This is a genomic window from Undibacterium sp. 5I1, from assembly GCF_034314085.1.
Classification (GTDB): Bacteria; Pseudomonadota; Gammaproteobacteria; order Burkholderiales; family Burkholderiaceae_D; genus Undibacterium.
In genome coordinates, this window is record NZ_JAVIWI010000001.1 from 423,337 (window position 1) to 438,916 (window position 15,580).

At 48.3% G+C, this 15,580-nt stretch carries 13 protein-coding genes; 9 read left to right on the forward strand and 4 right to left on the reverse strand.

Annotated features, from left to right (window positions below; translation table 11 throughout):
- Positions 1-92: 92 nt before the first annotated feature.
- Positions 93-2,270, reverse strand: a complete 2,178-nt coding sequence (gene cphA / locus RGU72_RS01810; RefSeq protein ID WP_322118110.1) for a cyanophycin synthetase — start codon at positions 2,268-2,270, stop codon at positions 93-95.
- 552 nt (positions 2,271-2,822) lie between these two features.
- On the opposite strand from cphA, the gene RGU72_RS01815 reads away from it, so the two are divergent.
- Together RGU72_RS01815 and RGU72_RS01820 are read left to right on the forward strand one after the other, a co-directional pair.
- Positions 2,823-5,081, forward strand: coding sequence for an ABC transporter ATP-binding protein (locus RGU72_RS01815; RefSeq protein ID WP_416200094.1), 2,259 nt, complete (start codon positions 2,823-2,825; stop codon positions 5,079-5,081).
- 1 nt (position 5,082) lies between these two features.
- Positions 5,083-5,562 (forward strand): DUF1854 domain-containing protein, encoded by a 480-nt coding sequence (locus RGU72_RS01820; RefSeq protein ID WP_322118111.1) that lies wholly within the window; start codon positions 5,083-5,085, stop codon positions 5,560-5,562.
- Between the two features lie 83 nt (positions 5,563-5,645).
- Here RGU72_RS01820 and RGU72_RS01825 read toward each other — a convergent pair whose 3' ends face one another.
- Both RGU72_RS01825 and RGU72_RS01830 read right to left on the reverse strand, forming a co-directional pair.
- The gene (locus tag RGU72_RS01825) at positions 5,646-6,164 is read right to left on the reverse strand and encodes a GNAT family N-acetyltransferase (protein WP_322118112.1); all 519 of its coding nucleotides are present in this window, start codon (positions 6,162-6,164) and stop codon (positions 5,646-5,648) included.
- Between the two features lie 210 nt (positions 6,165-6,374).
- Positions 6,375-7,199, reverse strand: a complete 825-nt coding sequence (locus RGU72_RS01830) for an IclR family transcriptional regulator domain-containing protein (protein WP_322118113.1) — start codon at positions 7,197-7,199, stop codon at positions 6,375-6,377.
- Positions 7,200-7,537: 338 nt separating this feature from the next.
- On the opposite strand from RGU72_RS01830, the gene RGU72_RS01835 reads away from it, so the two are divergent.
- The 7 genes from RGU72_RS01835 (at position 7,538) to RGU72_RS01865 (ending at position 13,861) form a co-directional block, all read left to right on the forward strand.
- The gene (locus RGU72_RS01835; RefSeq protein ID WP_322118114.1) at positions 7,538-8,251 is read left to right on the forward strand and encodes a 3-oxoacid CoA-transferase subunit A; all 714 of its coding nucleotides are present in this window, start codon (positions 7,538-7,540) and stop codon (positions 8,249-8,251) included.
- Positions 8,248-8,934 carry a 3-oxoacid CoA-transferase subunit B gene (locus RGU72_RS01840; protein WP_322118115.1) on the forward strand — a complete coding sequence of 229 codons (687 nt, stop codon included), beginning with the start codon at positions 8,248-8,250 and terminating at the stop codon, positions 8,932-8,934. The genes RGU72_RS01835 and RGU72_RS01840 overlap by 4 nt, the downstream gene beginning before the upstream one ends.
- A gap of 80 nt (positions 8,935-9,014) precedes the next feature.
- Positions 9,015-10,214, forward strand: a complete 1,200-nt coding sequence (gene pcaF, locus RGU72_RS01845) for a 3-oxoadipyl-CoA thiolase (RefSeq protein ID WP_322118116.1) — start codon at positions 9,015-9,017, stop codon at positions 10,212-10,214.
- A gap of 270 nt (positions 10,215-10,484) precedes the next feature.
- On the forward strand, positions 10,485-11,351 hold the full coding sequence (locus RGU72_RS01850) for a branched-chain amino acid ABC transporter permease (protein ID WP_322118117.1): 867 nt from the start codon (positions 10,485-10,487) through the stop codon (positions 11,349-11,351).
- Positions 11,348-12,364 (forward strand): branched-chain amino acid ABC transporter permease, encoded by a 1,017-nt coding sequence (locus tag RGU72_RS01855; protein ID WP_322118118.1) that lies wholly within the window; start codon positions 11,348-11,350, stop codon positions 12,362-12,364. The genes RGU72_RS01850 and RGU72_RS01855 overlap by 4 nt, the downstream gene beginning before the upstream one ends.
- A gap of 14 nt (positions 12,365-12,378) precedes the next feature.
- Complete coding sequence (locus tag RGU72_RS01860; RefSeq protein WP_322121534.1) at positions 12,379-13,167, forward strand: ABC transporter ATP-binding protein; 789 nt, start codon at positions 12,379-12,381, stop codon at positions 13,165-13,167.
- A complete protein-coding gene (locus tag RGU72_RS01865; RefSeq protein ID WP_322118119.1) occupies positions 13,160-13,861 on the forward strand; it encodes an ABC transporter ATP-binding protein in 702 nt (233 codons plus the stop codon). Before RGU72_RS01860 ends, RGU72_RS01865 begins: the two co-directional genes overlap by 8 nt.
- Positions 13,862-14,276: 415 nt before the next feature.
- Here RGU72_RS01865 and RGU72_RS01870 read toward each other — a convergent pair whose 3' ends face one another.
- The gene (locus RGU72_RS01870; RefSeq protein WP_322118120.1) at positions 14,277-15,452 is read right to left on the reverse strand and encodes an ABC transporter substrate-binding protein; all 1,176 of its coding nucleotides are present in this window, start codon (positions 15,450-15,452) and stop codon (positions 14,277-14,279) included.
- Positions 15,453-15,580: the final 128 nt, after the last annotated feature.

Sequence of the window (15,580 nt, forward strand, 5' to 3'; positions counted from 1 at the left end):
ATTTTTTAATCTTGCGCTAATTTAGCTGCGTACTTAGTTTCTTACTTGGTTTGCACTTAGCAGCGTGCTTAGTATCGTACTTAGTAGCCTGCTCAATAGCGTGCTTTCTTGGGACTGGAATCAAAGGTACGTAATCCCGCGACGATTAAATCTGGCGAAATTTCTAAAGCCCAGGCAGCCGCTACGGCTGCCATCACGACTTCTGGCTGGGCTGCTTTAATCGGTTTTAAAGTGCTCAATGAGAGCAAGCTAGTTTCTTCTATACCTTCCGCCAAAATGATGTGGTTGTCACGTAAGAAAACTGCGCGTTCGTTTTTAGCACGATGCTGTACGATGGCCTCAAGCGCATCATTCAGACCATAAAAAATCACTTTGCCATCACATAATTCAGCCAGTTCTACCACCTGCGAATCTGCTGCATTTAATACAGCCACACCATCCGGCAATACCACATCTACTTGGGTACGCATTACCTTAAACATCTGGTCTGCTTCATCGATGTAAAATTCACCAAGTTCTGCATGACCATCCATATCAGTCACCACGGCGACCTGACATTTATCGTAGGCCAGGCCTTCAGCCAAAATCATACGGGCATTAGTTTCAAAGACAGCGGTTTCCAGAGAACGATTTAGCAATAGCCGCTGACTGGCTTCCCACTTAATACAGTCAGTACTAACAACTTGTCGCTGATCCAGGTACAAGCCCTGAGAGCAGGCTACACCAGTGTGCTTGCCGCTGACATGCACGACGCTGGCAATTAAGCGCGCGATTAAACTGGTGCCGCGAGTGCCTGCCACACCGATAACGGGGATGCGGCCGCTTTCTTCTGCAGCAAATAAATTAGCGATAATCGCGGTCCCGACCGGACGTGCTTTGCCTTCAGCAGGTTTCAGATGTGCCAGCAATCCCGGGCTGGCATTGACCTCAATAATTGCACCGCGTTGTTCTTCCAGAGGGCGGGAAATATCTTCTGCAACCAGATCAACACCGGCAATATCCAGACCGACAATCCGGGCGGCGAGTGCGGCGGCTTCTGCGATAGAGGGATGGACTTCATCAGTCACATCAAAAGCAACATTACCGTTCGGCTGGATTAAAACTTTTTGGCCATCGAGTGGAATGGAATACGCCGTTAAACCCTGGCGTTCCAATTCCAAAATAATTTCAGCGCCTTTTTCTGGTGCTAAGGCATTGAGAGGAGAGTCTTCGCCCGTGCCACGACGGGGATCGGTATTGATCTGATCATCAACCAATTGAATAATATTCGAAGTGCCATTACCAACTACCCATAAGGCCTCACCTTTGGCGGCAGCCACCAGACGCTTACCAACGATTAACAAACGATGCTCATTACCGGTAACAAAGCGCTCTACGATCACGCTCTCGCTGTCGCCTTTGCGTGCGGCTAAATGATATGCCGCATGTACATCAGCTTCTGTCATTAGATTGAGTGAAACACCGCGGCCATGATTGCCATCGTAAGGCTTGACGACGACTGGTACACCGATATCCTCAGCGGCTTCCCATGCCTCTTCGGCACTTTTTACCAGGCTACCTTCAGGTACTGGTACACCACAAGATTGCAATAATGTTTTGGTCAAATCTTTATCGCTGGCGATGCTCTCAGCAATTGCGCTGGTGCGGTCTGTTTCGGCAGTCCAGATGCGACGTTGCGCTGCGCCATAACCTAATTGCACCAAATTGCCATCAGTCAGACGTATCGATGGAATCCTGCGATCTGTTGCGGCATCTACGATATGTGCGGTGGAGGGACCTAAACACAGATCGTCCACCATTTCACGCAAGGGCACTAATTTTGCCTCAAGATCAAATTGCGTGTCTTCAATGGCAGCCATCAACAAATCACGACCTAATGCTAAAGCCGCACGGCCAACTTGTTCCTGGCGGGTGCGGAATGCCATTTTGTAAACACCTACTTGATTAGTCGACCGGGTTTGACCGAAACCAGTTCGCATGCCAGCCAGATTTTGCAATTCAAGTACAACGTGTTCCAGAATATGACCAGACCATGTGCCTTCGCGCAGACGCTCCAAAAAGCCACCGGTCTCACCGACGCTGCAACGATGCACAGTAAGGCCAGGCAACCAGGTTGTCAGACGCTCGTATAAGCCGGGTAAAGTATTGGAGTGGAAATCTTCTAGCGCACCAATATCTAACCACGCTTCAATTACAGGGCGATAGGTCCAGATATTAGGTCCGCGTAAATGAGTTACACGGAGAATTTCAATGTCTTTCTTCTTCGTCATCATGTATTTAATTTCTTGATAGCAGAGCTAAGTCTGCTTTTAAATCTTTCGGACGCTTTTTTTACGACGTCTTACGGTGGATAAATAGTGTTAGCGTGTATTTTTTAGTCTATTAGGACTTACGCAAAACATTCCCAACTACGTTGCAGCTTCCGTTCACACCAGGCAAGGTGTTAGGGACTAAAGTTAAAGTGCTGTCTTCGTCGCTATAACTTGCTGGCACAATCTGCCAGTAAAATTTGCCGGGATAGTTTTGCGTAAGTCCTAGGTCACTAAATTAGATGACTAAATGAAATTACAAATTAAGAACTTAACTCAAACCTTCTTGGTCTGTTTTTTTTCTTCCGATAGAATACCGTAAATTAATGCTGTAGTGATATGTTGACTTAGTCACTATTGCTACCATTTCAGGCTTCTCACCTCATTTATTCAAAGTTTTATTGAACCGTATCGAAATTTGCAGATTATCTGCATCCCGGTGGTTCAATGATCACTCAAATAATTTATCTTTTTTATATTTATTCCTGACGATAAATCGGGACCGGTCAAACGATGACAACACAACAATTAAGCTTCGACCATGTTTTTAGTGCACTGCCAGAGCATTGGCGCTCTGAAATCGCAAAACAGTTATCCACTGGGGAAAACGTTTTAAGTGCAGTCGAGGTTGACCTAGATGCCGGACTTCGCTTTGTAAAAGGTATGTTGGTCGTTACCGACCGCCGGCTACTTGCGCGGGCGCCGGGGGAAACGACGTGGCAAGAATGGTTTTATGCCAAAAATCTACGGCTCCAGCACCACGACCATGCCGGTGTCGGACATCTGGAATTATTTGATGATAATGCCCGGCTGGCTAGCTGGCGTTTTACCTTGGGTCAGAATTTATTAATGATCCGTTTGCTGGATCACTTTAAAGAGCAATTGCAAAGTCATGTGACTGGTTTGCCGGTCCAACATGAAGAAAAAAATACCTGTCCAAGCTGCAAAGCACCGCTAGAAGCAGATCAGGAAGAATGTCCGATCTGTACCAAAGTAATTTACACCCCGCCATCAACCTGGACCTTGTTTCGGCTGTGGCGTTTTGCACAACCATATCGCTGGCAATTATTAGCGGGCTTTAGCTTAATGCTGATGGGTACGGCAGCGCATATGATTCCGCGTTACCTGACAAAGCCGCTGACAGATGAAGTGTTGATTCCTTACCAGAACGGACAGCATGTTGATCCCCATCTGGTAACTTTGTATATCGGTGGTTTGTTAGGTTCGGCGGTCATTGCCTGGCTACTTAGCTGGGGTAAAACCTACATTCTCGCCTTGGTATCCGAGCGTATCGGCGCGGACTTGCGTACCACGACATATCAACATTTATTGAAATTATCGCTTGAATATTTTGGCGGAAAACGTACCGGTGATCTGATGTCGCGCGTTGGTAGTGAGAGTGATCGTATTTGCGTTTACTTATCTTTACACTTACTTGATTTTGCTACCGACGTATTGATGTTTTTAATGACCGTAGTCGCCTTATTGCAAATCAATACTAAACTTGCTTTAGTCACCTTGCTACCATTGCCTATCATTGCCTGGATGATTCATCTGGTGCGCGATAAATTACGTACCGGTTTTGAAAAAATTGACCGTGTCTGGGGCGAAGTAACTAATGTCCTGGCCGACACAATTCCGGGTATCCGTGTGGTCAAGGCCTTTGCGCAAGAGACCCGCGAGGCAACACGTTTCCGCGAGGCGAATAAACATAATTTAGCAGTCAACGATAAGCTGAATAAAGTATGGTCGCTGTTCTCTCCTACGGTCTCTTTTTTGACTGATCTTGGGATTCTCGTTGTCTGGGCTTTTGGTATCTGGCAGGTATCGCATAACGAAATTACGGTAGGTTCTCTGGTTGCCGCAGTCGCGTTTATCGGTAATTTTTATGGTCGTATTGATTCTATGAGCCGCATCGTTTCAGTGACCCAAAAATCAGCGTCGGCCGCAAAACGTATTTTCGATATTCTGGATCATGTGTCCAGCGTGCCCGATCCGCAGCATCCGGTCAAAGTGAACGAAGTCAAAGGTCAGATTGAATTGCGTGAAGTCGGTTTCCGCTACGGTAACCGTGCTGTTAACCGTGGGATTAATTTAACCATCAAACCGGGAGAAATGATCGGCCTGGTTGGTCACAGCGGCTCTGGTAAGAGTACCCTAGTCAATCTGATCTGTCGCTTCTATGATGTGTCCGAAGGCGCGATTTTGCTCGATGGCGTAGATATCCGTTCTTTTGCCGTGTCCGATTACCGTCAGAATATTGGTTTGGTTTTGCAAGAACCATTCTTGTTTTTTGGCACGATTGCGGACAATATTGCTTACGGTAAGCCTGACGCCAGCCGTGCCGATATCATCGCCGCTGCCCGTGCTGCCCATGCGCATGAGTTTATTTTACGCTTACCGCAGGGTTACGACTCTATGGTAGGTGAGCGCGGACAAGGATTATCTGGCGGCGAACGTCAGCGGATTTCTATCGCGCGTGCACTGTTGATTGACCCACGTATTCTGATCATGGATGAGGCCACCTCATCAGTCGATTCTGAGACAGAAAAAGAGATTCAGAAAGCGCTGGATAATCTGGTCAAAGGTCGTACCACGATTGCGATTGCCCATCGCTTATCGACCTTACATAAGGCTGACAGGCTGGTGGTGCTCGATCGTGGGCAAGTAGTGGAGGTCGGTAGTCATGACGATCTGATGGCACGCGAGGGAGCCTACTTCCGTTTGTATGAGGCGCAGGCGCGCAATGCTAATTTGGGTGGGGGAGAATAAGATGACCGATACATTAAACCCGAGATTTCAACTGAGTCGCAATAGTTTCGGCCATCTTGTGTTGATCAATGCCAGCGGCGAGGTACATGAGCATGTCAGTCCGGTACGTGCTTTCCCTATTCAGACACCGGACGAAGGAATCTCTCTGGTACTGCAAGATGGACAGGAGGTGGCATGGATCGATAAACTCAGCGACCTGGCAGAGAATGAGCGCAAGCTAGTCAGTGATGAGCTGCAGGGGCGCGAATTTATGCCCGAGATAAAACGTATTATCGGCATCACTAGCTACGCCACACCTTGCACCTGGGAAGTAAAAACAGATCGTGGCGACACCTCATTTGTCTTAAAAGGTGAGGAGGATATTCGTCGCATTGGACGCACTTCCTTGCTGATTTCAGATAATCACGGCATACATTTTTTGATCCGCGATATGTTTGAGATTGATAAACACAGTCGTAAAATTTTAGACCGGTTTTTATAAGACGAGATTGATTGTAGAGATAAAAGCGAGTAAGAAAACGGCACATCAGTCACTAAAGCTGATGTGCCGTTTTTTTATATAGTTTACGCAAAGTCGTAAGTAAAAAATTTACTTTCTTCCGTTTTGCCATTGCGCGTCAAGCTAACGATTTTTTTATAGGTAAAGCCGATCTTTTCTAACACGCGTGAAGAGATCGCATTCTCCGGTGCAGTGATCGCCACTAGCCGAGGTAATCCTATCGTTGCGCGCGCATAGTTGACGACTGCGGTTGCGGCTTCGCTTGCTAAACCTTGGCCTGTGTAAGCAGACAAAAATCCATACCCAATATCCACATCATCCAGGCCATCGCGTTTGATTAATCCGCACATGCCGATAGCGATGTTGTCTTGTTTGGATTCCACGATATACAAGCTAAAGCCTAAGCGTTCCTGCATATCGATAGGACCTTTTTTGATCGAATCAATCGCGTCTTCTATCGTGCGTATTCCCTTATCGCCGATGTTGGCAAGGTACGCAGGCTCGTTGACCAGTTGCAGATAAAACGCGGCGTCATCCAAAGTAATTGTCCGTAATCGTAGTCGTGTCGTGTCTAAAATATGCATGATGAATAATTGACTGAGTGATGGTGTCGAGAGAGCAGATTATATGAAGTGACTATCATAGGACTTGCATAAAAAAGAATCACGATTACTCGGCTTTCCTTAGATTTAATTTAATATACTCCCAATTTATTTTTATAAAAGGCCTCAATTGTTCAGGTAATATATGGACGACTGAAATATACTCGTTATGAGTATGTTTAATCGTTAAAGTCATGGCAGCATCGCCGACAATTCTATTGCGCCGCTTTGCAACGTTGTTAAAAAATCTTCCCGCATGCGCTTGCTGCTGACGCGAGTGGCTTGTGCGCTGATGTTGAGCGCCGCTGTGATGTTGCCCGATGCGCCTCTGACTGGCACTGCAATTGATCGTAAGCCGACTTCCAGTTCTTCCTCCACCACTGCATAACCAGATTCGCGGATGCCGGCAAAAATATCCATTAATCCGTTTTGCGATACCACCGTGTTGTCGGTAAAAGCACGCAGCGTAACATTTTTAAAATACTGTTCCAGCGCCGCCTCTGGCATATGCGCCAGTATCACCCGACCTAATGAGGTGCAATAGGCGGGCAGGCGGCTTCCGACGTTTAGCGCCACTGACATAATGCGTGAGGTCGCGGAGCGGCAGACGTATAAAACTTCATTACTATCGAGGACCGCAAGTGAACATGACTCATTGAATTGACGGCTGATCTGATTCAGGCAAGGTTGTGCCGACGTGGCTAAAGGTGTCGACGATAAATAAGAATATCCCAGCGTCAGCGCCTTGGGTGTTAGCCGAAAATTATTACCCTCTGCATCGGCATAACCTAACATTTTTAATGTGTACAAACAACGTCTGACTGCCGCACGCGAAATACCCGTCTTGTGGCTGATTTGAGAAATCGTCAACGTCCGGTGCTGGTTGCTAAATGCGCGCAGTACCGCAATGCCGCGTGCCAGCGAAGACATAAAATTAGGGTCGCCCGTCATTTCGTCGATCTCATCCGAGATGCTGATGGTATGAGGTAGCGGGGCAGATTGCGATAGAGATGACATAGCTTTTCTACGATCGGAGTGAGTGTGGCTAAGGGCTTTTTGTGCGGCGATCGCACAGAATCAATCATGCTATGTTGACGGTCGCATAGCGCGCTGTCTACACTAAAACGGTTCTATCAACAGCCATATGTGCGATAGCCGAACAATAATCTATTTGACGCTACTGTAATTTCGAATGCGTCAGGCGTCAAATTTATTGATTTAGCTTAAGTATCGTTACAGATATCGTCATGGACCTGAGTCTTGGATTCTGGCAGTTGATATAGTCGTCACACGAAAAAATATTATTCCCATAAGCGGCGATCCAACGTGGATCAAACGCAGAGAAGGAGACGTAATTGATTAACAAAATAGTCGATTCGAGCGCGCATGCCCTGGCTGGTGTCAGCGACGGCGCGACGATCATGATCGGTGGATTTGGTAATGCAGGATTGCCGGCCATTCTGGTAGACGCCTTGATCGAGCAGGGTGCACGTGACCTGACCATCGTCAGCAACAACGCAGGTAGCGGCGATCAGGGACTGGCGGCACTGTTAAAAGCGAAGCGGGTACGCAAAATTATTTGCTCTTTTCCACGTCAAGCAGATTCCTATGTTTTTGATGCCTTATACCGAGCTGGTGAAGTGGAGCTGGAACTGACGCCGCAAGGCAATCTGGCCGAGCGCATCCGTGCGGCCGGTGCCGGTATTGGCGGATTTTTTTCTCCGACGGGTTACGGTACCTTGCTGGCAGAGGGTAAAGAAACTCGCCTCATCAATGGCAAACACTATGTGCTGGAAAGTCCTATCCATGCCGACTTCGCATTGATCAAGGCCTTACGTGCGGATCGTTGGGGCAATCTGGTGTATCGCAAAACTGGCCGTAATTTTGGCCCGATCATGGCGACTGCCGCCAAATGTACCGTGGTGCAAGTGGATGAGATTGTCGCATTGGGCGAGCTTGATCCGGAGCACATCATCACGCCGGGTATTTTTGTCCAGCGGGTACTGGCAGTGGGGAAAGCTACGGAAGCTGCAATAACGGACGCTGTAAATACTGGAGCACGCGCATGAGTAGCGACATCAATCTGAATGCCGGTAATAGCGCTCCGTTTAAGCCGCTGACGCGCCAGCAAATCGCAGCGCGTGTCGCTCAAGATATTCCTGAAGGCGCTTATGTGAATTTGGGAATAGGTTTGCCGACCATGGTCAGCAATTATTTACCTAAAGAGCGCGAAATTATTTTACACAGCGAGAACGGTTTGCTCGGCATGGGACCTACGCCACCAGCTGGCGAAGAAGACGAGGATTTAATCAATGCCGGAAAACAGCCCGTCACCTTACTTGACGGCGGCGCTTTTTTTCATCATGCAGATTCCTTCGGGATGATGCGTGGTGGTCATCTGGATATTTGTGTCCTCGGTGGTTTTCAAGTTTCAGCAAAAGGGGATTTAGCAAACTGGCACACCGGTGCACCGGATGCGATTCCAGCAGTGGGCGGTGCGATGGATTTAGCCGTCGGTGCTAAGCAAGTGTTTGTGATGATGGAGCATCAAACCAAAACCGGCGAGAGCAAGGTGGTCGCTGAATGTTCTTACCCGCTAACAGGCATCGCCTGCGTCGCCAAAATTTATACTGATTTAGCGGTGATGGAGGTGGGCCCTCAAGGACTACTCGTCAGGGAGATGGTGCCGGGTTTATCGTTTGAGGTGTTGCAAGCCAGGACGGGCGCAACGTTGACGCTGGCATTACTGTAGTTTTAATTGAGTTGAGTTGAGTTGAGAAAAGCTGCTTTAAAAAATTCTACAAAATTTAAAAAGACAAAGAGACGAACAATATGACTGCTTACATTTGCGATGCAATCCGTACACCGATCGGTCGTTACGCCGGTGATTTAAAAGATGTTCGTGCCGATGATCTGGGCGCTATTCCGCTGCGAGCGTTGATGCAGCGTCAGTCGCAAGTCGATTGGTCTGCTGTGCAGGAAGTGATCTTTGGTTGCGCCAATCAGGCTGGGGAAGATAACCGCAACATCGCACGCATGTCTGCATTATTAGCGGGTTTGCCGCTGACGGTGCCAGGCGCCACCATCAACCGCTTATGCGGTTCTGGGATGGACGCGGTGGGCACTGCGGCGCGTGGCATTAAGTCGGGCGAACTTGATCTGGTGATCGCGGGTGGTGTGGAATCGATGACCCGTGCACCGTTTGTCATGGGCAAGTCGGATAGCGCTTTCGGACGTGGCGCGACCATCTTTGATACCACGATAGGCTGGCGCTTTATCAATCCGCAAATGAAAGCGCAATACGGCGTTGATGCTATGCCAGAGACTGCAGAAAACGTTGCGACCGATTACAACATTAGCCGTGCCGATCAGGATTTATTTGCCTTAGCCAGCCAGGCAAAAGCAGCTGCAGCACAAGCCAATGGCGTGTTGGCAGAAGAAATTACGCCAGTGACAATCGCCCAGAAAAAAGGCGAATCCATCATCATTAGCAAGGACGAACATCCGCGTGTCACCAGCATAGAGTCGCTCAGCAAACTCAAGGGCGTCGTGCGTGCCGATGGCACAGTCACCGCAGGCAATGCTTCAGGCGTCAATGATGGTGCATGTGCTTTGCTGCTGGCATCGGCAGAAGCGGCAAAACGTCACGGACTCACTCCCAAAGCCCGCATCGTCGGTATGGCAACGGCTGGGGTAGCTCCGCGTGTGATGGGCATAGGGCCTTTTCCCGCAGTAGAAAAACTGCTGGCACAAACCGGATTGACCCTGGCACAGATGGATGTGATTGAGCTCAACGAAGCTTTTGCAGCACAAGGTCTGGCTGTGATGCGGCAACTGGGTTTGCAAGACGACGACCCGCGCGTCAATCCCAATGGCGGTGCAATTGCGCTTGGACATCCACTAGGCATGAGCGGTGCTCGTCTGGTCACTACTGCCATGTACCAACTCCATCGTACCGGTGGTCGCTATGCACTTTGCACGATGTGTATTGGTGTGGGGCAGGGTATCGCGATCATTATTGAACGGGTTTGATTTGCACCCCTTTATTTAAAAATAGGGGGGTATAAGTCAAAATAGTACTAATTGTCCATACATTCATTGGTCTTTAAAAAATACTGACGGATAGTATATTTTCTGCTTGTTTCTCTCGTTTTCTTGCATGCGGACGCGGGATGTTGTAGTGCACGCTTGTATCAAAATCAAAATTCGTCCGCTGAGACGCACAAGTTAAAAATAATTTAAAACGATTCAAGGAGACAAAATGACGCATTCCCATTTGCGCATCGGATCAGGGCGGTGCCCATGCTAGGTAATCTTGCGGGTGTTTTATTTGACGGCATCGCTTACGGCGCTTTGCTATTTTTAATCAGCGTTGGTTTGTCTGTGACGATGGGATTGATGAACTTTATCAATCTCGCACATGGGGCGTTTGCGATGCTGGGCGGCTATGTCTGCGTGGTCGTGATGAACCGTCTGGGACTGCCTTTTTTATTATCGCTACCGATCGCTTTTTTTCTCAGTGCTCTCGCCGGATTAGTGCTGGAGCGGGTTTTGTACCGTCGTCTATATAAATCCAGCCATTTGGATCAGGTCTTGTTTTCTATCGGTCTGACGTTTGTGGCAGTGGCTGGTGCAACCTATATCTGGGGGCCGACGCAGCAACCTGTGCTGTTGCCGGAGTGGCTGCGCGGGCAAATCAATCTGCTGGGATTGGATGTTGGCGCCTACCGTGTATTTTTGATTGCGGTTGTGATTGTGGTTACGTCAGCCTTGGCATATTTGATAGAGCGTACTCGCTTCGGTGCACAAATCCGCGCCTCGGTAGATAACAGTCTGGCGTCGGCGGGTTTGGGGATTCATGTCAGTCGGGTATTTTCGCTGACCTTTGCACTGGGCTCTGGCTTAGCGGGTTTAGGTGGTGGTTTAGGGATCGATTTGCTAGGACTCGATCCGACTTTTCCAATCAAATACCTGGTGTATTTTTTACTTGTAGTCGCGGTTGGTGGTGCCGGTAGCATCAAAGGTACTTTGATTGCTGCATTGATACTCGGCATCTTCGATGTGGCTGGAAAATACTATGTGCCTTCGGTTGGCGCGTTTGTGATTTACGGTTTGATGGTGGTGCTGCTGATTTTGTATCCGTCCGGTTTGATGGGGAAAAAATCATGACTACATCACTAGATCAAACCCATGGCGCAGCCAGTTTGCCCTCAGGACGTTGGACTAAATTGGAAATCGTTTTTTGGATTTTGCCCGTTGCCGCATTTTTTCTTTTTCCAAATTACTTGGTGTTGGGTAGTCAGATTTTGATTGTTGGTCTGTTTGCCGTCTCACTCGATCTGATGTTGGGGTATGCGGGTATTGTTTCGCTCGGACATGCTGCCTTTTTTGGTCTGGGTGCATACACTGCCGGACTGTTATCGGTACATGGTTGGGGCGAGCCTTTGAGTGGTTTGTTGATTGCCGCTTTGGTGGCAGCTATAGTGGGATTTTGTGTGAGCTTTTTGGTTGTGCGCGGTCAGGATTTAACGCGCTTAATGGTGACGCTGGGTATTGGTCTGATGCTGTTTGAGGCGGCTAACAAAATGGCATTTATCACTGGCGGCGTGGATGGATTATCCGGCATGATGGTGGGTAAAGTACTTGGCTTTGAGTTTGATTTGTATGGGAAAACGGCATATTGGTACAGCCTGATTGTCCTATTTATTTTATTTGTGATCTTACGTCGGCTGGTGAATTCTCCGTTTGGTCTGAGCTTGCGCGGTATCCGGGAAGGTGGCAAGCGTATGCCAGCGATCGGTGCCAATGTGCAACGTCAATTGATCACTATTTTCACCATCAGCGCAGCTGTCGCCGGTGTTGCTGGCGCCTTGCTGGCGCAGACGACGCAGTTTGTCGGACTGGATAGTCTTGGGTTTCCGCGCTCGGCGGAAATTTTAATTTTGCTGGTATTGGGTGGAACCGGACGCTTGTATGGCGGCCTGATCGGTGCGGCAGTGTACATGCTGGCACAAGATTTTATCTCTGCACAAAATCCCGCTTATTGGCAATTCTGGATAGGATTATTGCTGATATTTATTGTTCTGTTTGCGCGTGGCGGATTGCTCGGCGGGCTCGATAAAATGCGAGATTATCTGATATCAAAATGGGATCAAGCCAAATCAAAAGGACAGAGCTTATGAACGCCGCTCATTTGATGATTGATCGCAGCAGTACTGAACTTGCACATGAAGGTCAACAGATTGCATTACGTACTCAAGGTCTATCCAAGGTATGGGGTACGTTTAAAGCAAATACGGATATTTCACTCTCATTCGCTAAAGGTGGCAGGCATGCTTTAATTGGCCCGAATGGCGCTGGTAAAACCACCTTCATCAATTTACTCACAGGTAGCATTGCACCGACTACTGGCCAAGTATTTTTAGACGATCAAGATATCACCCACTTGCCGCAACATCAGCGTGTTAAGCGCGGGATGACCCGGACTTTTCAGATCAACACCTTGTTTGCCGGATTGACCGTGCTGGAATCCGTCGTGCTGGTGATTTGCGAACGTCAGGGGAATAGTCGGGTTTGGTATAAAACCGTTGCGCAACAAAGCTCGGCGATAGAGGAGGCGATGGCGTTGCTCGGTTCGCTCAAACTAGAGCAAGAGGCGCAGCGATTGACAGCGAGTCTACCCTATGGAAAGCAGCGTTTGGTCGAGATTGCCTTAGCACTCGCTACCCAGCCGAAAGTCTTGTTGCTCGACGAGCCGGCAGCAGGGATTCCTTCCGCAGAAAGTGCCGAGTTATTTGAGGTAATCGCCGGTCTACCGCGCGAGGTGACGATACTTTTTATTGAGCACGATATGGGCCTGGTATTTCAATTTGCAGAACGGATTACCGTCCTGGTTGGCGGCAAGGTATTGGTTGAAGGCACTCCAGCCGAGATCGCCTCAGACCCAAGGGTGAAAGAAGTCTATCTGGGAGAAGCGCATGACTGACTTACTCACAGTAGATAAACTCACCGCCGGCTATGGCGAGTCCGTGGTGCTGGAAGATATTTCTTTCAGCCTAAAACAAGGTGATAGTCTGGCGCTGCTAGGGCGTAATGGTGCGGGTAAAACCACCTTGCTCGTCAGCCTGATGGGTATCACACAACAACACGGTGGCCGCATACATTGGCGTGGCAATGACATCAATCCTATGGCAACGCATAAGCGTGCTAACGCAGGTTTGGGGTGGGTGCCACAAGAGCGATATATGTTTCCATCGTTGACGGTTGAGGAGCATTTAAGCGTTGTGGCTCGTCCGGGGCCGTGGAATATTAAAAAGATTTACGATATCTTTCCGCGACTAGAAGAGCGTCGCGGCAATATGGGCAATCAACTCTCCGGTGGCGAGCAGCAAATGGTGGCCATTGCCCGTGCGCTGATGACGAATCCCAGATTGTTATTGCTGGATGAACCGATGGAGGGGCTAGCGCCGATCATCGTGCAAGATCTGGCACAAGTGATCCGCAAGCTGATCAGCGAAGAAGGCATGGCAGTCATCGTGGTAGAGCAACACGCCAAACTGGCTTTATCAATGACGCAAAATGCGATGGTGTTGGAGCGTGGACGTATCGTGCATCAATCGGATAGTGCGAGTTTGATGGCAGATGCCGCTACACTGACTCGTCTGGTTGCGGTGGCCTAAAGGCTTAGTGATTTAGTAATTTAGTTAGGACTCACGCGAAACCGCCCCAGCTGCGTTGCAACGCCTCGCCGCACTAAAGTACTGTCTTCGTCGCTGCGCCTTGCTGGGACAATTTTGCGTAAGTCCTATTTAGTAATGCCTTATTTATGTAGGACTCACGCAAAAACTAAAAAATCTTACCATAGAGGCGCAGAGAAACAACAAAGCAAGAGAACGGCAGGTTTTCGCTGTTCTCGTGATTTTCTCTCTATTTTTTGTTCCTCTGTGTATTTGTGTTAAGGGGTCTTGATGTTCCAGATTCAGACATCGGGCTCCATCTGAATGGCAGTAAGTAGCTTGTCGTTTTTGTATAAGTCCTGAATCAAATAAAAAAGCTTGGCAATTTACTCGCCAGGCTTTTTTATTTCGGTAATGTTTATTTACCCGTATCTTTCATGTCCAAGAACTTATCAAACTCGACATTAAATAATTCGCCGCCGACCTTCTCTACTTTGCGCACATAGACTGTTTGTATGATGTCCCGGGTTGTCGGATCGATCATGATGGGGCCACGCGGGCTCATCATTTTCAGCCCTTTTAAAATTGCCATGGCTTTGTCACCATCGATTTTGCCGTTGAGCTTTTTAGACACTTCATAAATTGCCGCCATCCCGTCATACGCAGCTACTGCCATAAAATTAGCCCGACCTGCACCTGGATTCGCTTCTGCAAAATTTTTCAGGAAGGCTTTATTTTCTGGTGAGTTATGTGCAGCAGAATAGTGGAATGTTGTGATCACGCCCAGAGTGGCGTCACCCATTGCAGGCAAAACATGGTCGTCAGTCAGATCGCCAGTGGCAATGACTTTGATGCCTGCTTCTGCCAAGCCACGCTCCCGATAACCTTTCATGAATGCCACGCCTTGTTCACCAGCTGGTACGAAGATAAAAACAGCTTCCGGTTTTGCGTCTTTAATTCTTTGGATGTAGGGAGCAAATTCCGGGTTACGTAAAGGAACGCGGATGGATTCTGTGATGCTGCCACCGCCACCGACAAAATTGGTTTTAAACGCAGTTTCGGCATCAATACCTGGACCATAATCGGCTACCAGTGTCACTACTTTTTTAATATTGTTTTTTATTGCCCAAGTCGCCATCGGACCAGACACTTGCGGCAAGGTCATCGAGAATCGTGCGATGTAATTTGACTTTGTCGTGATGATTGAGGTTGCCGCATTCATGATGATCATCGGCTTTTTTGCCTGCTCAGCAATCGGCGCGACTGCTAATGCTTCCGGTGTCAAACCAAAGCCTGCCAGAAAATCGACTTTATCTCTTACTACCAATTCTTGTGCTAAACGCTTGGCTACGTCTGGTGCAGGACCGGTCGTGTCCTTAATGATAATTTCAATTTTTTTACCAGCAACCTTGTCACCATATTGATGCATATAGGCCTTAATACCACCCTCAATCTGTTTGCCATAATCTGCAAACGGACCAGAAAATGCAGCTACGACGCCTACTTTAATGGTTTCTTCTGCCTGTGCTGCCAAACTGCTGGCAGCCAGACACAATGCACTTAGGGTAAGTGTCAGATATTTTTTGAATTGCATGAGTGTCTCCTGATGGATGTATTGCTAGGATGCTTAAGCATTTTATTTTTTATTGACTGTGAAGCGCAATGGACTACGGCTTACTAATCACAAACGATTATCCATATTTTGATCCATTCAGCAAGGCG